Raw genomic sequence first — 18,761 nt, 5'->3', positions numbered from 1 at the left:
TCAGCCGGATCCGGTTCCCTTGGCCTTGCCGGACTGGACCTGCGGCGTCTGGGATTCGTCTGGGACGGTGAGCTGGGATTCGAACATCCGGAAGTAGCGGCCACGGAGGGCCACCAGCTCCTTGTGCGTTCCCTGCTCCACGACCTGTCCGTCCTCCAGCATGTAGACCACGTCCGCCTTCTCGATGGTGGCGAGCCTGTGGCTGATGGCGATGATGGTGCTGCTGCGGTCCGCGAAAAGCCTGGTGAAGATCCGATGCTCGGCAAGGGCATCGATAGCGGAGGTGGGTTCGTCCATCACCATGAAGGTTGCGTCCCGGTAGAAGTTGCGGGCCATGGCCAGCCGCTGCCACTGGCCTCCGGACAGGCCGCTCCCCTTGCGGCCGCGCGGGTCCTCCATCCAGTTGCTGACGTGGTTCTCCAGGCCGTTGGGAAGCTTGTTGATGAAGTCCAGTGCCTCCGCGTCTGCTGCCGAGCGGCGGATCCTGGCGTCGTCCCGGGGACTCTGCACATCCCCGAAGTAGATGTTCTCCGCGGCGGTGGCGAACTCGTACTTGAGGAACTCCTGGCTGAGCACTGCCAGGTGCCGGTGCCATGAGGTGACGTCCACCGCGGCGAGGTCGACGCCGTCGAGCATCACCTGCCCGGAGTCCGGGCGGTAGAGGCCTGCGAGGATGCGGATCAGAGTCGACTTGCCGGCGCCGTTCTCCCCTACGATGGCGATGTGCTGGCCCTCCCGGATGGTCATGCTGATGCCGCGGATTACCTCCGCATCGCTGCCCGTGTAGGTGAAGCGGATGTCCCGGAGCTCCACCTCGCGGGGAGCGGCCGGCAGCGGCGGGGCGTGCCCGGCGTGGACGGGCAGGTCCATGAAGAGCTCGTAATCCTTGAGGTTGGCGAGGTCCTCGTCGATGGAGCTGAGCGAGGAGACGAGGTTGTTCGCCGTGGACAGCGCCCGGCTGACGATCTGCTGGACGTAGAGGAACTGGCCTACAGGCTGGGCATGCGCAATGATCTGGCCTACCACCCAGATCAGCGAAACCACCTCCGCACCGTACTGGAGGGCGTCGGCGGCCAGTTGGCGGGGAATGTAGCGCCGCTGGTAGTCCAGCCGGCGCCGTTCGTCCGCGTCGCGCAGGCGGGACCGCAGGCCCATCAGGAAGCCGACGACGCCGTAGAGCCGCATTTCGGCGATGTGCTGGGGGCGGAGCAGGTTGGTCTCGATCATCCGCCGCTGCCGCCGGGAATCCACCTGGGTGTTCCAGTGCGCTATTTGTTCGCGGGACAGCTTGAACTGCAGGTAGACGCTGGGGATGATCGCCACCAGGACGATCACCGCTATCCACCAGCTGACCAGCAGCAGGGCCCCCACCGCAAGGATGACGGAGACCAGCTGGGTGAAGATCGCTGCGATGCGGTCCAGGACCCGGGCGTAGGAATCCGAGAAGCGCTTGGCCCGGTCGTACAGATCGACCGTTTCCTTGTCGTCGTAGCGCCAGAAATCCAGCGCCAGGAACCGCTCATACATCTGGTCGCCGACGATGGCGCCCACTTTGAAGCTCATGAGCTGCTGGATGTAGCGGTCCACGCTGGTGAAGGCTCCCCAGAAAAGGCCGAGCAATGCGGTGATGACGACGTAGACGATGGCCCGTTGCCCCGCCCCGGCGTCGCCTGCGTACGCGGCCGCCAGGGCTGTGGTGGTGAGGGCCGCGAAATAGGTGGTAACGAGCGGAAGGACGGCGGAGATGAGTGAGCCGAGCACCTTCATGACCACGGCCCCCGGGGACGCCCGGAAGCTTACCCTCAGGACCTGGGCCACCGCGCGGGCATAAGGCCGCAGGGCAAGCCTGCGTGCGGGCTCGCGTTTAGGGCTTAGTTCGGGCGGATGGCTCGGCTGGGACATGCCATCAGCCTATTACCGCATGCAGCACGGATCTTCGCAGCAAAAAAGATGGGATGGGCAGGCTGCCCATCCCATCTTCAACGCCAGCGTTAGCGTGAACCGTAGTTCGGCGCCTCGACCGTCATCTGGATGTCGTGCGGGTGCGATTCCTTAAGCCCTGCCGGGGTGATCCGGACAAACTTGCCGCGGGCCTTGAGCTCGGGAATGGTGGGCGCACCGGTGTAGAACATGGTCTGGCGCAGGCCGCCGACCAGCTGGTACGCCACGGAGGACAGCGGGCCGCGGTAGGCTACCCGGCCTTCGATGCCTTCCGGGATCAGTTTGTCGTCGCCGGAGACATCGGCCTGGAAGTAGCGGTCCTTGGAGTATGACGTGTTCTTGCCACGGGACTGCATGGCACCGAGGGAGCCCATGCCGCGGTAGGACTTGTACTGCTTGCCGTTGACGAAGATCAGGTCGCCCGGCGATTCGTCGCAGCCGGCCAAGAGCGATCCGAGCATCACCGTGTCAGCACCGGCAACGAGGGCCTTTCCGATGTCGCCCGAGTACTGCAGGCCGCCGTCGGCAATCAGCGGAACGCCGGCAGGGATGGCGGCTTTGGCGGATTCGTAAATGGCGGTGATCTGCGGAACGCCGACGCCAGCCACCACGCGGGTGGTGCAGATGGAGCCGGGACCCACGCCAACCTTGATGCCGTCGGCGCCTGCGTCGATCAGCGCCTGCGCGCCTTCGCGGGTGGCTGCCTGGCCGCCGATAACGTCCACGTGGGCGGCTACGGGGTCCGACTTGAGCCGGCGGATCATGTCCAGGACACCCTGCGAGTGGCCGTTGGCGGTGTCCACGAACAGGGCGTCAACGCCGGCATCGATCAGCGTCATGGCCCGCTCCCAGCCGTCCCCGAAGAAACCGATGGCTGCGCCGACGCGGAGGCGGCCTTCATCATCCTTCGTGGCCAGGGGGTACTGCTCGGCCTTGGTGAAGTCCTTGGTGGTGATCAGGCCCTTCAGCCGTCCCTGCTCGTCAACAAGGGGGAGCTTCTCGATCTTGTTGGTGGCCAGCTTGTGCGACGCTTCGTCGCGGCTGATCCCCACGTGCCCGGTGACCAGGGGCATCTTGGTCATGACGTCGCTGACCAGCCGCAGCGGGAAGTCGGACTCCGGCACGAAACGGGTATCGCGGTTGGTGACGATGCCCAGCAGGCGGTTCGCCTCATCCACAACCGGCAGGCCCGATACGCGGTACTGGGCGCACAGGTCATCCAGCTCGCGGAGGGTGGCCTCGGGGCGGATGGTCAGCGGGTTGGTGATCATGCCCGATTCGCTGCGCTTGACGCGGTCAACCTGATCAGCCTGGTCGGCGATGGACAGGTTGCGGTGCACCACGCCCAGGCCGCCCTGGCGGGCCATGGCGATGGCCATGCGGGACTCCGTCACGGTGTCCATTGCGGCGGACAGCAGCGGAGTCTGCACGGTGATCCGCTTGGAGATCCGGGAGGAAGTGTCGGCGTCCGACGGGATAACGTCCGTGTGCCCGGGCAGGAGCAGGACGTCGTCGTAGGTCAGGCCGATGAGGCCAAAGGGGTTGTGTTCGGGCTCGGTCATGAGTGCGCCTCTTACCTTGGTTGCTGGGGCGGGCAGGGGTTGCAGCCGATGACCAGCCCGTCATTACGGAACTGGCCTGTGCAGGACATACTCCGGAAACGCCGCTTGCAGGAGGCGGCCATCCGGAGCAGGAAGTGTTGAGTAAATATTAGAACCTTCGCGCCAATCCCCCTATTCCAGCCGGACGATGTGAGCAACCGCACTCATCCAGTCCGGCACCTGGGCGTTCGACCCGCAGGGCCCGGCTCAGGTCCAGCCGGTGGCGGCCAGCAGCCGTTGCTCGAACATGGGAATCATGGACTCGGCGTAAGTCCTGCTCAGGTGGTTGTCGTCCTTGTACACGTAGACATTTCCCACCACCGCGGGACAGACCCCCCGTGCGCAGATGAAGTCGCTCATGTCCATCAGGTGCAGGCCGTCCACCTTGCCGCGGTAGTTTTCCAACGGCGAAGGCTCCACGAGTGACTCGGCAACGGGCGGATTGCATTCCGGAGCGTCGGCACCGTTGCGCTGGACGCACTCCGGCATGTTGAACGTGAACCGGGGGTTATCGCGGATGCCCAGGATTTCGATCCCCGCGTCAGCGAACGGGCGGATGCCGTCCAGGTAGCCGGGGACCTCCGTTTCGAACGGCGCTTCCTCGTGCGTCAGCGATGCCACGGTGAAGACGGCATCAGGCCGGTGTTCCAGCACGTAGGCCGAGCTGGCTTTGTTGTAGGCGTTGCATTCAGCGGTCCTGGTGTCCGACTCGGCACCGAACCTGCAGGCAGGCATCAGCAGAGTGACCAGTTCCCAGCCTCTGGCCGCCGCAATGGGGGCCAGCGCCCCGAGGTACTGCTGTGAGTGGGAGTCGCCCAGGACCACGATGCGCTTGGTGCCGCCGCCTTCGGGGATCTCCTGGCGGCATCCTTCAAGGATGGGATCGTCCGTGGCGTTGGCGCCGGCGCAGGGGGTCTGGATGCCGGCCCAGTCGTTGTCCAGGGCTGAGGGCCCCGGGATGATCCTCGCGGCGGGCGCGGGGTCCGCTTCGATCCCCGGGGTGAGCGCTGCGGCGCCGGGCGTCAGTTCCCTCGGCTGCGCCGCCGTCGCGGCTTCCTCGGCGGTGAGGAAGGTCTGCCAGACGGAAACGGGCCCTGCGAGGATGGCACCGCATGCGGCAATGACGACGGCGGTGCGCCAGGCGCGCCGTTTGGGCCAGTGCCAGTCCCGCAGCGGTTTCTCCACGAACCGGGTGGTGAGGACGGCCAGCAGGACTGACGCACCGACGATGCCGAGCCCTTGGATGAGGTTCGGGGCTTCGACGCCGGTGGCTGCGAGCGCGAGGACCAGCACCGGCCAGTGCCACAGGTACAGGGCGTAGGAGTTGTCGCCCAGCGCCACGGCCGGCTTGCTGCTGAGCAGCCGGTCCACGCCGTACCGGCTTCCGGTCTGCCCTGCCACGATGATCGCGGCGGCAGACAGTGTGGGCCACAGGGCCACGAAACCGGGGAAGGACCTGTCCACCGTCAGGAGGAGGCCGCAGGACACCATTCCCACCAGGCCGGCCCAGCCCAGGACGACGCGCAGCGCCCTGCCGGGTTTGAGGTATGGCAGGGCGAGCGCCAGGAGGGAGCCCAGCGCGAACTCCCAAAGCCTGGCCCTGGTATCGAAGTAGGCGTAGGCCTGGTTGCTGGCGGTTTGCTCAATGGAGTAGGCCAGGGACACGGCAAAGATGGCGCCAAAGCCGACACCCAGGAGGCCACGGTAGGTCAATCCTGCGCAGGCCGGGAGGCGGCGCAGCGCAGCGAGGATGCCGGCGGCGGCCGCGAAGATGAGCGGCCAGAGGATGAAGACCTGGCCCTGGATGGACAGCGACCAGAAGTGTTGCAGCGGGCTGGCGCCGGCGTGGTCCTGGGCGTAGTAGTCCACGGCGGTGTCGGCGAGCAGCCAGTTCTGCCGGTACAGCAGGGAAGCCCAGGCCTGGTCCAGGATTTGCGGCCAGCGGCCCTGCGGCAGGATCAGCCAGGTGCCGGCCAGGACACCGAGGATTACCACGACGGCGGCGGGCAGCAGGCGCTTGAAGAGGTGGAGCCAGTGCCCCAGCAAACCGAAGGGGCGGCCCGTTTCGGCTTTCCGGACGAAGGACAGGGTGAGGAGGAAGGCGGAGATCAGCAGGAAGATGTCCACGCCGCCGGAGACCCTGCCCAGCCAGACGTGGTAGGCCACCACCATGAGGACCGCGAGGGCCCGCAGTCCCTGGACCTCTGGCCTGAAAGAGGCCGTCCGGGTCTTGGCGCCGGACGGCAGTTCCTTTTTACTTTCTGTCATTTCCACCCCGTTGCTTCGAAGAAGCGCCTGCCAAACTCGTCAGCCATGCTTTCCGTGTATTCGGCGGTGAGGTGGTTGTCATCCAGGTACACGAAGATGTTTCCCACCACTCCCGGACAGTCCGTTGCGGTGCAGATACGGTCTGTCAGGTCCAGGATGGCCAGGTCCGGCAGGCTGTCCTTGAGGGCGAGCAGGGGGTTCTCCGGCGCCAGGGAGTCACGGACCGCCGGGCGGCAGGTCTCGGCTTCCGGGCCGTCCGTCACGACACATTCGGCCATGTTGAACGTAAACCGGGGATTGTCCCGGAGTGCCACCACGTCGATGCCCTTGTCCATCCACGGCCGCACCAGGTCCGCGAAGCCCGGCGTCAGTTCCTCTGCCGGACTGGAAGGCGCCGCAGCGGTGCCCAGCAGGATGATGGCGTCCGGCTGCTGCCGCTCGATCTCCTTTTGGACGGAAGCGTTGTAGGTCTCGCAATCGTCGCTGGCCGCCTTACCGGCCGGCGCAACTTTGCAGGCGCCCTTCAGCATGGAGTACAGAAGCCAGTTGTTCTGTGCAGCGATGGGCTTGACGGCCCCGGACCACTGCTGCGCATGGCTGTCCCCCAGCACCAGGACGCGCCGCGATGGATTACCGGATGGCTTCTGTTCAAAGCAGGTGTCCTTCGCTGCCTGGTCCTGCGGAGTGATATCGCCCGTGCAGGGCCCGTCAAGCGAAACCCAGTTCTGGGGAAGGTCGGTGGCAGTCGGCAGCAGGGTGACGTCCCCGGCCGGCACGGTGCCGGTGAACGCAGGATCCAGCACCCGTGAGCCCGGATTGTTCGCCACTTTCTGTTCCTGGGCCACCCGGCGCTCTGTGTCCAGCTGGTTGCGCCACAGCGCCAGGGGCGCCGCTGCCACGGAGACTGCCAGTGCGATGGCCAGCACGGCACGGCGTTTCCTGGCCTCAGGCCACTTCCATTCCCGCCAGGGCTTTTCGATGAAACGGGTGGTCAGGTATGCGAGCGCGAGCGCCGAGAGGATGATGACGGTGCCGGACAACCAGCCGGCATGTTCCTTGCCGGTCCATGCCAGGGCAAGCACCAGCACCGGCCAGTGCCAGAGGTACAGCCCGTAGGAGATGTCTCCCAGTTTGACCAGGGGCTTGGAGCTGAGGATCCGGTCCACACCGGCCGCGCTTTGCGTCTGGCCGGCCACAATGACGAATGCGGCAGCGACGGTTGGCCACAGTGCTGCCACGCCAGGGAAAGCTGCCTGGACGTTGAGGAGGATGCCGCAGGCGAGCATGGCAATAACACCCACCCAGCCCATGGCGATGCGCACCGCCCGGGATAGCCGAAGCCCGGGTAGGACGAGGGCCACCAGCGTGCCCAGGGCAAATTCCCAGAGCCGGGCGCCTGTGTCGAAGTACGCCTGGACCTGGTTGGTGGCCGTGAAATAGATCGAATACGCCAGCGAGACGAGGAACACGAGGAAGAAGACGTAAGCCAGCAGCGGCCGGTAGGAGAGCCGGAACCGGCGGGCTGCCCAGGCGGCTGCGAGGAAGATCAGCGGCCACAGGATGAATACCTGGCCCTGGATGGACAGCGACCAGAAGTGCTGCAGGGGGCTGGCAAGGCTGTGGTCGTTGGCGTAGTAGTCCACGGCCTGGGCCTGCAGAAGCCGGTTTTCCGAGTAGAACAGTGATGCCCAGCCCTGGTCGATGAGGTCCAGCCACCGGGTCCGCGGCAGGACCAGGTAGGAGACGGCCAGAGTGGCGACGATGACGGTGACGGCGGCGGGAAGAAGCCTCCGGAACAGGTGGAGCCAGTGCTTGAGCAGGGCGAAGGGCTCCCTGCGCTCGTGGCGCCCCACGAACTGGAAGGTCATCAGGAACGCAGAGATCAGGAGGAAGACATCCACGCCCCCCGACACTCTTCCGAACCACACGTGGTAGGTCACCACCATGAGGACAGCAAGGGATCGAAGGCCCTGGATTTCGGGGCGATATGACGACTTTCGGGACGCCCGCCGGCGGTCAGCGGCAGGCGCCGTCGCTCCCTTGGTCCACAGTGTTGGCACAATCAAACCCTTCGGAGCGCGTAATCAACCGTCGAGTTTAGCGGACGGCGGTACTCCTTCCCGAATCTACCGCGTGTCGTTCCGGCAGCCTGCCGGCGAGATACCGGGCATCGCGGACGCTTCCGGTCACCGTGGCGGACGCCGCCGAATACTGGAAATTCCGGCCCAGGAAGTAGAGGCCGGGAGTGTCCAGTGCTTCCCCGCGGTACTGCCGCGGCCCTGCCCCGGCGCCCGCCAGGGCCGGATCAATCCAGTCCAGGTCCTCCGTGTATCCCGTGCACCAGATGACGTTCGCGACGTCGGCGCGCACCCCGTCTGCAAGGACAGGCAGGCCGTCCTCCACGCCGCTGACCCTGGGAACGAACTGGACACCCGCGGCAGCGAGGTCGCGGCGCTTGGTCCTGATCAGCGGTGCCCCGTGGGCTGTGAACTCCGGCGCAACCTTCCGTCCCACGGGAGTGCCCAGGCTCAGGACGTGCAGGCCGGCGAACCGGACCAGGGGCAGGACGAAGCGCGCTGCTGTCCGGCCGTGCTTGAACGGCATCTCTTGGGGCGCGTTCGCGGCAACAAGAGTTGCGTGGGTGCGGGCAACCTCCTTGGCGATTTCGGCGCCGGAGTTACCCAGTCCCACCACCAGGACGGGGCCGTCCTGGAGCTGTGCGGGGTTCTTGTAGGCGCTGGAGTGGAACTGCACGATTGAGGCCTTCACTTCCGCGGCATACGGCGGAACCTTGGGATGCCGTTCCGCCCCCGTGGCCAGGACCACGTTCCGGGCCTCCCAACGTTGCCCCTTCGCGGCGGCAACGTATCGCTCGCCTTCATGCCAGAGACGCTCCACCCTGACTCCCGTCAGCACCGGAAGATCCAGGCCGGCCGCGTAGCGTTCCAGGTAGTCGGCCATGGCGTCCTTGCCGGGAAAGGACAGTGGATCCGCCGGGAAGGGAACTCCGGGAAGCCCGTTGTATTTTGCAGGGGTGAAGAGGCGCAGGGAATCCCAGCGCAACCTCCAGCTGTCACCGATTCTTGGGTTGGCATCAAGAATCAGGAATTGCCGGCCCTGGCGGGACAGATGGTGGCCGATTGCCAGCCCTGCCTGCCCGCCGCCGATCACCAGGGTGTCCAGCACTTCCGGAGCGCTGTTGGTACCTGCAGTACCGGTGGTGTTCTCGTTCATGCCCTGAGGCTATGCCCGGGGGCACCCGGCGTGCGTCGGCAAAAGTGTGCAAATCCGGGGGGCACTTCACTGGGTATTTCTACCCAGCAGCCATCAGCCGGTGAGCCCGTGTTCGAAGGCATAACGCGTGGCGGCTGCCCGTGACGTGAGGCCCAGCTTGAGGAAGATGTTGCTGACGTGGCGTGCCACCGTCTTTTCACTGAGGAAGAGCCCGACGGCGATGGCACGGTTTCCCTGTCCGGACGCCACCAGCCGCAGGACCTGTTCCTCGCGTGGAGTGAGCGGACCGGTATCCTTGCCACGGCCACGCGGCATCAGTGAGGCCGCCCATGCGGCGGCAGGCGCTGCGCCGAGCCCGGTCAGCGCCTCGTGGGCTGCAGTGAGCTCCATGTCGGCCGAAGTTTCGTCGCCAAGCCCAAGGCAGGCCTGCCCGATCAGCACCCTGCACCGGGCGGCCTCGTAGGGCACGCCGAGGTCGAACCAGAGGCGCCATGCCCGCCGCAGCGCTGTGCAGGCCCCCAGGGCGTCTGCCTCCGCCAGCCTGACTGCACCGTCGGCCTGGGCCGCGACGGCCTGCACCATGGGCGTGGCGGAGCCTGCGGCGAAGCGGCCCAGTTCATCGGCTCCCTGCCGTGCAGCCGCCACATCCGGAACTGCCAGTTCAATCTCCACCAGTGCGGGCAACAGGTGCCGGCGGATGACGGCGTCCGCGCTTCCGGCTGCCCTGCGGATCATTGCCTGCGCCTGCTGGATGTCTCCGCGCTGGAGCAGCAGGAGGGCCAGGCCAGGTTGCGGCTCGTATCCGCTGTTGGCAGCGGCACTGAAGGAGTGGACGGCGGCGTCCAGCTGGCCGCGAAGCCGCTGCACCTCGCCCCGCTGGTAGTGGGCTCCGAACAGCACCTCGGGGTCGTTATCCGCAGCGCGTGCATCCGCCGTGGTGGCTGCCGCCAGCGCCTCTTCCCAGGCTCCGTGCCAGCGGAAGAGCTCTGCCCGGTGGGACTGGCACTGGCCGCTGAATGCCGCCATGTCCGGCTGGTCGGCGCACCAGCGGTCGAGGGCAGCCGTCCATTCCAGCGCCCGCCCGAGGTCGAAGGCCAGCTGGCAGGACGCAATGACGGCGCAGTAGGCAATCCCCGATGGTATGGCCGAAACTTCGCCGGCGGTCACGGCCACCATGACCTCGTCGAAGATCTGCAGGCCCTCTTCGACCCGGCCCTGCCCCACAGCCGCCTGGCCCGTACCGAGCAGTGCGAGCGCCATGAGGTCCCGGTCCTGGAAGGCCTGGCCGATGGCGGCGGCCCGGGCGAGGGGCTCAAGCGCTCCCCCGGGATCACCCTGGTGCAGGCGTGCCAGGGACAGCGGGATCAGCAGGAACCCCTCGACGGCGTCGGGCCGCGGGATCTCTGCTGCCAGCCGCTGCCCCCGGGCAAGCCAGCCGCCGGCGCGTTCTCCGTCGCCAAAGTGCATGAGGTGGATTGCCATCCAGCCCGCACAGCGGGCAGCCCCGGCAAGGTCGCCAACCACCAGGTATTCCTCGTGGGCCCGGGTCAGCGACGCAAACCCCGCAGCGGCACTGCCGGTCAGGATTTCGGCGGTGGCAAGGCGTTCCAGGTCGGCAGCAGGAAGTCCGCCCGATTGATCTGCTTCCCGCAAAGTTTGGAAGGCATCTGTCCAGCGCCGCTCGCGGAAGGCCGCACGGCCGCGGTCCAGGCCGTCATCCAGTCCTGTATCAGCCGACACCTGGCCTCCTTCCGGATACCCGCCGAGCCGGCCCGCCGCCGTCGTGCGCTAACTGCTGCTGCACCGGGCGCGGCGGTGCCTAAGCGTCACCGTACGCCGGGCACCGGCGCCAGACAAGCAATAAGCCCGCAACCGGGTCAGGAGCGCAACAGCCCTCGAAGGGTCTGGATGGTGTCGGCCTCAGCGGCGGCCTTGTCCTCGCGGTAGCCCTTGACCCGTGCGAAGCGGAGGGCGATGTGGCCCGGGTACCGCGGGGACTGCTGCACGCCGTCGATGGCAATTTCGACGACGGTGACCGGCTCCACCCAGACGGTGCCGGCGGTGCGGCGCACCTCGATCTCCTGGAACCGTTCGGTCTGCCATTGCAGCAGGGCGTCGGTGAGGCCTTTGAAGGTCTTGCCCACCATCACGTACCCGCCGGGTTCGCCGAACTCGCCGTCCGGGTCGAGGGCACCAAGGTGCAGGTTGGACAGCATCCCGGTGCGCCGCCCCGAGCCCCACTCGCAGGCGAGCACCACGAGGTCGTAGGTGAGCACGGGCTTGACCTTGATCCAGTTGGATCCGCGGCGCCCGGCGGCGTACAGGGACCCCACCGATTTCAGCATGACGCCCTCATGGCCTGCCGCGAGCGCGTCCCGCGAGATCCGCCCGGCAACCTCCGGATCCGCCGTGATCTCCCCCGGAATCCGGTGGGCGGGGGCAATGGCTTCGAGCACCTTGATCCGCTCGGACAAGGGCTCATCGAGCAGGTCCCGGCCATCAATGTGCAGCACGTCAAAGAACCAGGGATGCAGCACGGTGGTGCGTGCAGCATCCGCGCCGAACCGTGACATGGTCTCCTGGAACGGCCGCGGGGCGCCGTCCTCGCCCAGGGCGAGGGTCTCGCCGTCGAGGATCACATCGCGCACGGGAAACCCGCGCACCACCTCCACCACTTCGGGGAGCCTGTGGGTCACCTCGGCCAGGGTGCGGGTAAAGATGCGTACCTCATCGCCGGACCGGTGCACCTGGATGCGGGCGCCGTCGAGCTTGTATTCCACGGACGCTTCACCCGTGGCCTCCAGCGCAGCCCTGACGCTTGCGCCGGTCCCGGCGAGCATGGGCTGCACGGGCCGGCCCACTTCCAGGCCCACCGCGTCCAGCTCCGCCGCCGTTCCGGTCAGCGCCAGCCGGGCCGTCGAGCCGAGGTCACCGGACAGCATTGCCGCCCTGCGGACGGACTCGACCGGGCGCTCCGCCGCACGGGCCACGGCATCAGTCAGGACACCTTCCAGCGCTCCCGTCCGCAGTTCGCCCAGGAGCACGCCGCCGATGAAGGCCTGCTCCCGTTCGGTGGCCGCTGCTGTGAGCTCGCGGAGCGCGGCCGCGCGTTCGGCTGCCGAACCTGCCCCGGCGAGGGCCTGGAGCCGGTCCAGCGCGGCATCGAGGTCGGCGAGGGTGAGACCGGGCTCCGCGGCGGGCTCTCCGATGGCCGCTGACATGCCGCGCCACCCGACGCCCACCCGCCCTTGGCGGGGTTTGGCGGTGAGGAGGCCGACGGCGGCAGGAATGTCCGCGTGGTCGAGGCGTTTCAGCAACTGGGCCAGGGCGTCCACCTTCGCCAGCCGGGAGCGGGTGGACGCGACGGTGTCAGTGGTCCTCACAAGCTCGTCCAGCAGCATGGCAACAGTCTGCCACGCCACCGGACCCTCGACACGTACGGCGGCCGGTTCCAGAATGGACGGATGGGCATCATCGTTGCGAACCTGTTCATCACCCTTGACGGCGTGTACCAGGCGCCCGGTGGCCGGGAGGAGGACCCCGCGGACGGTTTCGCGTTCGGCGGCTGGCAGGCGCCGGTCTCCGATGATGAGGTCGGGGCGGACATCGCTGCGGCTATCGACCGCATGGATGCCCTGCTCCTGGGCCGGAAAACCTACGACATCTTTGCCTCATATTGGCCGCACCAGTCAGATGAAATCGCCGGCGTGCTCAACCGCGTCCCGAAGTTCGTGGTGTCCGGGTCACTCACCGATCCCGGCTGGGCGGGCACCACTGTGCTCCCGGACGCTGCGGCGGCGGGACGGCTCCGCGGGCAGTACGACGAAGTACAGATGTTCGGCAGCGGGGACCTCATCCGGTCACTGATGGCCGCCGACGTGCTGGACCGCCTCCACCTCTGGCTCTACCCGGTGGCGCTTGGGCAGGGAAAGCGGTTGTTCGACGCCGGGACCGCCCCTTCCACGTTCCGCCTCGCCGAGCCGGTCCGTTCCTTCCCCAAGGGGGCGGTGTCGCTGGTCTATGAGCGTGCCGGCGAGGTTGAAACCCGGGAGATGTCTCCCTGACGGCACGCAAAAACCGGCCCGGCAGATGCCGGACCGGTTCTCTGTTTGCGGCGTTACCCGCGGGACAACAGCCCTAGTGGCTGTGGCCTGCGTGCTCGTCCTCGTCAGCGGGCTTCTCCGCCACCAGGGTCTCGGTGGTGAGAACCAGGGCAGCGATGGAGGCAGCGTTGCGGAGGGCAGCGCGGGTGACCTTGACGGGGTCGATGACACCGGCAGCGATCAGGTCCTCGTACTCGCCGGACTTGGCGTTGAAGCCGTGGTTGGCTTCGAGCTCGCCCACCTTGGCGACGATGACGTAGCCATCGAAGCCGGCGTTCTGGGCGATCCAGCGCAGCGGCTGGGTCAGGGCGCGGCGCACGATGCCGACTGCCGCGGCAGCGTCACCTTCGAGTGCCTTGACTGCAGGGTCCTCGTCCAGTGCCTTGAGGGCGTGGATGAGTGCGGAACCGCCGCCTGAGACGATGCCTTCCTCGAGCGCTGCACGGGTGGAGGAAACGGCGTCCTCGATGCGGTGCTTCTTTTCCTTCAGCTCAACTTCGGTGGCTGCGCCAACCTTGATGACGCCGATGCCGCCGGCCAGCTTGGCCAGGCGTTCCTGGAGCTTTTCCTTGTCCCAGTCGGAATCGGTGCGGGTCAGTTCAGCACGGAGCTGGGCAACGCGGGCGGAGACATCCTCTGCCGTGCCGGCGCCGTCCACGATGGTGGTGTTGTCCTTGGTGACGGTGATGCGGCGGGCAGTACCGAGCACCTCGAGGCCAACCGTGTCCAGGCTCAGGCCCAGCTCGGGGGAAACAACCTGCGCACCGGTGAGGGTGGCGATGTCCTGCAGCATGGCCTTGCGGCGGTCGCCAAAGCCGGGAGCCTTGACGGCCACGACGTTGAGGGTGCCGCGGATGCGGTTGACGATCAGCGTGGACAGGGCTTCGCCGTCGATGTCCTCGGCGATGATGAACAGGGGCTTGGAGCTCTGCAGCGCCTTCTCCAGCAGCGGCAGGAATTCCTGCACGGAGGAGATCTTGCCCTGGTTGATCAGGATGAGGGCGTCCTCGAGGACTGCTTCCTGGCGCTCTGCGTCGGTGACGAAGTACGGGGACAGGTAGCCCTTGTCGAACTGCATGCCTTCGGTCAGGACCAGCTCGGTCTGCGTGGTGGAGGATTCCTCGATGGTGATCACACCATCCTTGCCCACCTTGCCGAACGCCTCGGCGAGCAGTTCGCCCACCTCGTCGCTCTGGGCGGAGATGGATGCCACGTTGGCAACCTGGGTGCCTTCGACCGGACGGGCGTTCTCGAGCAGGCGGGCGGCCACGGCCTCAACCGAAACCTCGATGCCGCGCTTGATCTGTCCGGGAGCAGCGCCGGCGGCCACGTTGCGGAGGCCTTCCTTGACCAGTGCCTGGGCCAGGACCGTTGCGGTGGTGGTGCCGTCACCGGCAACATCGTTGGTCTTGGTGGCAACTTCCTTCGCGAGCTGTGCGCCAAGGTTTTCGTAGGGGTCGTCCAGCTCGACTTCGCGGGCGATGGTGACGCCGTCGTTCGTGATGGTGGGCGCGCCCCACTTCTTGTCCAGGACGACGTTGCGGCCGCGGGGGCCGAGCGTCACCTTGACAGTGTTGGCGAGCTTGTCGATGCCGGCTTCGAGGGACCGGCGGGCAGCGTCGTTAAACGCAAGCTGCTTTGCCATGGTTGTGTCCTTTCAAGACAGAAACCCCGCGCAGCCGGCCAGCATCAAGGCATGACCAGCGGCGCGGGGATCCGGAGGATTACTTTACGACGATCGCCAGGACGTCGCGGGCGGACAGCACGAGGTACTCGGTGCCACCGGTCTTGACTTCGGTTCCGCCGTACTTGGAGTAGATGACTACGTCGCCAACAGCTACGTCGACAGGGACGCGGTTGCCGTCTTCGAAGCGGCCGGGGCCAACTGCGACAACTTCGCCTTCCTGCGGCTTCTCCTGCGCGGAGTCCGGGATTACCAGGCCGGAAGCCGTGGTCTGCTCGGCTTCGAGCGGGCGGACAACAATACGATCCTCAAGAGGCTTAATAGAGACCGACACTCGGACCTCTCCTTTTCGTCAGCAAATTCGTGGACTTGAAAGCCGTTTTGCCGTGGCTGGCAACCGTCGTCGCGGTGCCGGCAGCAGCCAGGCTGGCAGCTCTTCATGTATTAGCACCCTCCTAGGGAGAGTGCTAATGGAAACTCTAGGCGGGGGTTAGCACTCGGTCAAGGCGAGTGCCAGCCATTTCGTCATCGGAGAACACTTCGCCTGTAGATTGAACCGGTGCGTGCCGCTTTCCTGCTGATCCTTGCCACCCTGTTCTGGGCCGGCAACTTCGTGGTGGGCCAGGCCGCCGTCCAGTCCATGGCCCCGCTGCAGCTGACGTTCTGGCGCTGGACCTTGGCCGCCCTGCCGCTGTTGTTCCTCGCGCACTTGGTGGACCGCCCCGACTGGCGGGCAGTGCTCCGCCGCTGGCCCGCGCTCCTGTTGCTCAGCACACTGGGCATGACCGCCTACACCCTGCTGCTCTACAGCGCCCTCCAGCACACGTCAGCCCTGAATGCTTCCCTGGTGACTTCCGCAAACCCTGTCCTGATCCTGGTGCTTGCCGCGGTGCTACTGAAGGACAAACCGCGGCCCTTGGGCTGGATCGGCCTGGCCCTTGGTTTAGCGGGCGTCCTGCTGGTCCTCACCGGCGGGCAGTTGCAGCGGCTCCTGACCTTTTCGCTCGGCGCCGGCGAACTGCTGATCCTGGCGGCCATCACCGTCTGGGCGCTCTATACGGTCCTGGCCCGGCGCGTGGCGGTCCCCGCCGTCACCTCCACGGCCCTGCAGGCGGCCATGGCGGCCGTTGCCCTCGCTCCGGTGGCCGCCGTAACGGGGGCAGGCTTCCCGTCCACCCAGTCCGGGGCCTGGCCCCTGGCATTCATCGCCGTCTTCCCCTCGCTGGGCTCCTACCTGCTGTGGAACCTGGCGCTGAAGCGCACCAGTGCGGCCAATGCCGGCAACTACCTCAACCTCATCGCGGTCTTCACTGCGATCACCACCGTAGTTCTCGGCCAGCCCATCACAGCGGCCCAGGTTGCAGGCGGCGTCCTGGTGATTTCGGGGGTCCTGCTGACGGGCGCGGGCCAGCGGCCTCAGCGGCCCAAATCGTCGAAGTCCACGTCCTCGCCGCCGTCGGAGGCGTTGCCCCCGTTACGGGCCCGGTAGAGGACCACGGAGGACGCGAGCACCACCAGCAGCGATGCCACCAACAGGGCGATCCCTCCCGCCCGCGCACCGGAATACAGGCCGCGGATATCCTGTGCTTCCTGCGTGTTGTCCTGGACGTTGTTGCCGCCCACCGAATACACGGTGGCGTTGAACGTATCCAGGAAGAAAATGATGACCAGCAGCGCCAGGCACACCACAGCCAGTACCGCAGCGACGATCAACGCGGGCCGCGCGTACCTGGCCAGGCCCTGCACCGGGGGCTGCCGTTCTCCGGACTGTTCGGGACCTGCGCTGTCAACCATGGGTTCAACACTATCGGCATCCCGCAGCAGCCCGTGGCACTAGGCTGGAACGCATGGCTCACGCTCCCCAGGACCAGATTGCACCTCTGCTGACCCCCGAAGGATGGGATTTGCTGGCGTCGCTGGGCGCCTACACCGAGGACGGGTCCTTTGCCCTGAACGGTGAACTGCGGAAGGCCGGCCACAGCCCCGAACTGGTGTCCGCCGTGCTTACCCAGTCCAGGCTCCGCACGAAGGCCGAGGCGAAATTCGGCGAGTTCGCCCGCCAGATGCTTTTCACCCAGGCGGGGCTCGAACAGGCCACCCGGCTGAATGTTGCCGCCCGGCACGCCCAGCGGTTCGCAGCAGCCGGTGTCAGCCACGTGGCGGACCTGGGCTGCGGGCTCGGCGCCGATTCCCTGGCCCTCGCCTCCCTGGACATCGCCGTAACGGCAGTGGAACTCGACGAAACCACGGCCGCGTGCGCCACAGTGAACCTCATTCCCTTCCCCCACGCTGCGGTTGTCCACGCCGATGCCACCTCGGTCCCCCTGGACGGGGTGGACGGCGTCTGGCTGGACCCGGCGCGCAGGGTCACCTCCACCTCGGGCACCAGGCGCATCTGGGACCCTGAGGCGTTCTCTCCCCCGTTGTCCTTCGTGGAGTCCCTTGCCGCGTCCGGGAAGGCCGTGGGCGTCAAAATGGGACCGGGCATGCCCCACGACTCGGTGCCGCAGGGCTGCGAGGCGCAGTGGGTGTCCGTGGGCGGGGATGTCACCGAAGTGGGCCTGTGGTTCAACAGCGTCAGCCGCCCGGGGATCCGCCGCGCAGCCCTGCTCCTGGGGCCGCAGGGAGCCGCCGAACTGACCAGCGGGAAGGATTTCGGGCAAAGCCCCGAGGCTCCGGTTGGCCCGGCTGAAGGTTACTTGTATGAGCCGGACGGGGCGGTCATCCGGGCCGGCCTGGTGGCCGACCTCGCCCTCGAACTGCGCGGGCACCTGCTGGACGAGCACATCGCCTACATCTGCGCGCCCGCCCTCGCCGACACCCCCTTCGCCCGCGCCTACAAGGTCCTGCGGGTGATGCCCTACAACGTCAAGGCGCTGAAGTCCTGGGTGAAGCAGGAAAACATCACTGTCCTGGACATCAAGAAACGCGGCACCGCCGTAACGCCCGAGGAACTCCGCAAGCAGTTGCTGGGCGGGAAGGGCGCAGGCAGCAGGAAGGGCGGCAGGACCGCCACCCTGGTCCTCACGCGCATCGGCGAGGACCGGGTGGCCATCGAGGTGGAACCGGTCAAGTCCGCGTAGGCATTACTGCGCGCGCGTGAATTCCTCGGCGGCCTGCACCTGCTCGGCCGTCGGCCGCACCCCGGTGTAGAGGACGAATTGTTCCAGGGCCTGGATGGTCGCCACTTCCGCCCCCGTGATCACCGGCTTGCCGGCGGCGCGCGCCGCCCGGACCAGCGGGGTCTCGGCAGGCAGTGCCACGACGTCGAAAACCATCCTGGCGGCGTCGATCGCCTCCGCCGGGAAGGACAGCGAATCCGCTTCCGGCCCGCCGGCCATACCAACCGGGGTGACGTTGACAATCAAATCCGCCGTGCCGCCGTCGAGCGCTGCCCGCCAGCTAAAGCCATACTGTTCGGCGAGCGCCCGCCCCGTGGTCTCATTCCGCGCGATCACGGTGACGTCCCTGAAGCCGGCATCCCGGAGCGCCGCCACGGTTGCTTTAGCCATGCCGCCGGCGCCCTGGACCAGGACAGAGTAGTCCGTGGGCACCGCGTTGGTGGCCAGCAACTGCTCGATGGCCGTGTAGTCGGTGTTGTAGGCCTTGAGGTGCCCGTCCGTGTTCACGATGGTGTTGACCGAATCGATGGCCTTGGCTGAGGGGTCCATCTCGTCCACCAGCGCGATCACGTCCTCCTTATAGGGCATGGAAACGGCGCAGCCGCGGATACCGAGGCCCCGGACACCGGCGATGGCCTGTTCCAGATTGGTGGGCGCGAAGGCCTTGTAAATCCAGTTCAGGTCCAGCTGCCCGTACAGGTGGTTGTGGAAGCGCGTCCCGTTGTTGCTGGGCCGGGCCGAGAGGGAGATGCAGAGGGTCATGTCTTTATTGAGGATAGGCACCTGTCCATTAAACGCGGCCCGGCGA

General features: G+C 66.9%; 14 protein-coding genes. 3 read left to right on the top strand and 11 right to left on the bottom strand.

Features of this window, described 5'->3' with window-relative positions; translation table 11 throughout:
- From UC32_RS02510 to UC32_RS02480, 7 genes are all read right to left on the bottom strand, one after another.
- On the bottom strand, nucleotides 1-1,902 hold the full coding sequence (locus tag UC32_RS02510) for an ABC transporter ATP-binding protein (protein WP_045729637.1): 1,902 nt from the start codon (nucleotides 1,900-1,902) through the stop codon (nucleotides 1-3).
- A gap of 89 nt (nucleotides 1,903-1,991) precedes the next feature.
- The gene (gene guaB, locus UC32_RS02505) at nucleotides 1,992-3,503 is read right to left on the bottom strand and encodes an IMP dehydrogenase (RefSeq protein ID WP_015937762.1); all 1,512 of its coding nucleotides are present in this window, start codon (nucleotides 3,501-3,503) and stop codon (nucleotides 1,992-1,994) included.
- Nucleotides 3,504-3,749: 246 nt separating this feature from the next.
- On the bottom strand, nucleotides 3,750-5,810 hold the full coding sequence (locus UC32_RS02500; RefSeq protein WP_045729636.1) for an acyltransferase family protein: 2,061 nt from the start codon (nucleotides 5,808-5,810) through the stop codon (nucleotides 3,750-3,752).
- Nucleotides 5,807-7,870: an acyltransferase family protein gene (locus tag UC32_RS02495; protein ID WP_082071872.1), complete on the bottom strand. Its 2,064-nt coding sequence runs from the start codon at nucleotides 7,868-7,870 to the stop codon at nucleotides 5,807-5,809. The genes UC32_RS02500 and UC32_RS02495 overlap by 4 nt, the downstream gene beginning before the upstream one ends.
- A 37-nt stretch (nucleotides 7,871-7,907) precedes the next feature.
- Nucleotides 7,908-9,044 (bottom strand): flavin-containing monooxygenase, encoded by a 1,137-nt coding sequence (locus UC32_RS02490; RefSeq protein ID WP_045729635.1) that lies wholly within the window; start codon nucleotides 9,042-9,044, stop codon nucleotides 7,908-7,910.
- A 93-nt stretch (nucleotides 9,045-9,137) separates the two neighbouring features.
- Nucleotides 9,138-10,784: a response regulator transcription factor gene (locus tag UC32_RS02485; protein ID WP_045729634.1), complete on the bottom strand. Its 1,647-nt coding sequence runs from the start codon at nucleotides 10,782-10,784 to the stop codon at nucleotides 9,138-9,140.
- A 137-nt stretch (nucleotides 10,785-10,921) separates the two neighbouring features.
- Nucleotides 10,922-12,445, bottom strand: coding sequence for an ATP-dependent DNA ligase (locus UC32_RS02480; protein WP_045729871.1), 1,524 nt, complete (start codon nucleotides 12,443-12,445; stop codon nucleotides 10,922-10,924).
- Between the two features lie 63 nt (nucleotides 12,446-12,508).
- On the opposite strand from UC32_RS02480, the gene UC32_RS02475 reads away from it, so the two are divergent.
- Nucleotides 12,509-13,108: a dihydrofolate reductase family protein gene (locus UC32_RS02475; protein ID WP_045729633.1), complete on the top strand. Its 600-nt coding sequence runs from the start codon at nucleotides 12,509-12,511 to the stop codon at nucleotides 13,106-13,108.
- 73 nt (nucleotides 13,109-13,181) lie between these two features.
- Here the strand turns inward: UC32_RS02475 and groL are convergent, their stop codons facing one another.
- Nucleotides 13,182-14,792, bottom strand: coding sequence for a chaperonin GroEL (groL, locus tag UC32_RS02470; protein ID WP_045729632.1), 1,611 nt, complete (start codon nucleotides 14,790-14,792; stop codon nucleotides 13,182-13,184).
- Nucleotides 14,793-14,871: 79 nt separating this feature from the next.
- The gene (groES, locus tag UC32_RS02465; RefSeq protein ID WP_003805290.1) at nucleotides 14,872-15,165 is read right to left on the bottom strand and encodes a co-chaperone GroES; all 294 of its coding nucleotides are present in this window, start codon (nucleotides 15,163-15,165) and stop codon (nucleotides 14,872-14,874) included.
- A gap of 225 nt (nucleotides 15,166-15,390) precedes the next feature.
- Between groES and UC32_RS02460 the strand changes: the two genes are divergently transcribed.
- Nucleotides 15,391-16,320: a DMT family transporter gene (locus tag UC32_RS02460; protein ID WP_045729631.1), complete on the top strand. Its 930-nt coding sequence runs from the start codon at nucleotides 15,391-15,393 to the stop codon at nucleotides 16,318-16,320.
- Here UC32_RS02460 and UC32_RS02455 read toward each other — a convergent pair.
- Nucleotides 16,248-16,625, bottom strand: a complete 378-nt coding sequence (locus UC32_RS02455) for a hypothetical protein (protein ID WP_045729630.1) — start codon at nucleotides 16,623-16,625, stop codon at nucleotides 16,248-16,250. The genes UC32_RS02460 and UC32_RS02455 overlap by 73 nt on opposite strands.
- 53 nt (nucleotides 16,626-16,678) lie before the next feature.
- Between UC32_RS02455 and UC32_RS02450 the strand changes: the two genes are divergently transcribed.
- On the top strand, nucleotides 16,679-17,914 hold the full coding sequence (locus UC32_RS02450) for a class I SAM-dependent methyltransferase (RefSeq protein ID WP_045729629.1): 1,236 nt from the start codon (nucleotides 16,679-16,681) through the stop codon (nucleotides 17,912-17,914).
- A gap of 3 nt (nucleotides 17,915-17,917) precedes the next feature.
- On the opposite strand, the gene UC32_RS02445 is transcribed toward UC32_RS02450, so the two are convergent.
- The gene (locus UC32_RS02445) at nucleotides 17,918-18,736 is read right to left on the bottom strand and encodes a shikimate 5-dehydrogenase (RefSeq protein WP_268747940.1); all 819 of its coding nucleotides are present in this window, start codon (nucleotides 18,734-18,736) and stop codon (nucleotides 17,918-17,920) included.
- Between the last annotated feature and the right edge of the window lie 25 nt (nucleotides 18,737-18,761).

Origin of the sequence: Pseudarthrobacter chlorophenolicus (genome assembly GCF_000962805.1) — a bacterium.
Lineage (GTDB): Bacteria > Actinomycetota > Actinomycetes > Actinomycetales > Micrococcaceae > Arthrobacter > Arthrobacter chlorophenolicus_A.
Note: the sequence above shows the minus strand (reverse complement) of the source record. Positions and strands in the feature narration are given on the sequence as shown.

Bases quoted from the DNA above. Each gene is read 5' to 3' on its own strand.
- groL (WP_045729632.1), bottom strand. From the start codon at position 14,792: ATGGCAAAGCAGCTTGCGTTTAACGACGCTGCCCGCCGGTCCCTCGAA.
- UC32_RS02490 (WP_045729635.1), bottom strand. From the start codon at position 9,044: ATGAACGAGAACACCACCGGTACTGCAGGTACCAACAGCGCTCCGGAA.
- UC32_RS02450 (WP_045729629.1), top strand. From the start codon at position 16,679: ATGGCTCACGCTCCCCAGGACCAGATTGCACCTCTGCTGACCCCCGAA.
- UC32_RS02480 (WP_045729871.1), bottom strand. From the start codon at position 12,445: ATGCTGCTGGACGAGCTTGTGAGGACCACTGACACCGTCGCGTCCACC.
- UC32_RS02475 (WP_045729633.1), top strand. From the start codon at position 12,509: ATGGGCATCATCGTTGCGAACCTGTTCATCACCCTTGACGGCGTGTAC.
- UC32_RS02510 (WP_045729637.1), bottom strand. From the start codon at position 1,902: ATGTCCCAGCCGAGCCATCCGCCCGAACTAAGCCCTAAACGCGAGCCC.
- UC32_RS02455 (WP_045729630.1), bottom strand. From the start codon at position 16,625: ATGGTTGACAGCGCAGGTCCCGAACAGTCCGGAGAACGGCAGCCCCCG.
- UC32_RS02500 (WP_045729636.1), bottom strand. From the start codon at position 5,810: ATGACAGAAAGTAAAAAGGAACTGCCGTCCGGCGCCAAGACCCGGACG.
- guaB (WP_015937762.1), bottom strand. From the start codon at position 3,503: ATGACCGAGCCCGAACACAACCCCTTTGGCCTCATCGGCCTGACCTAC.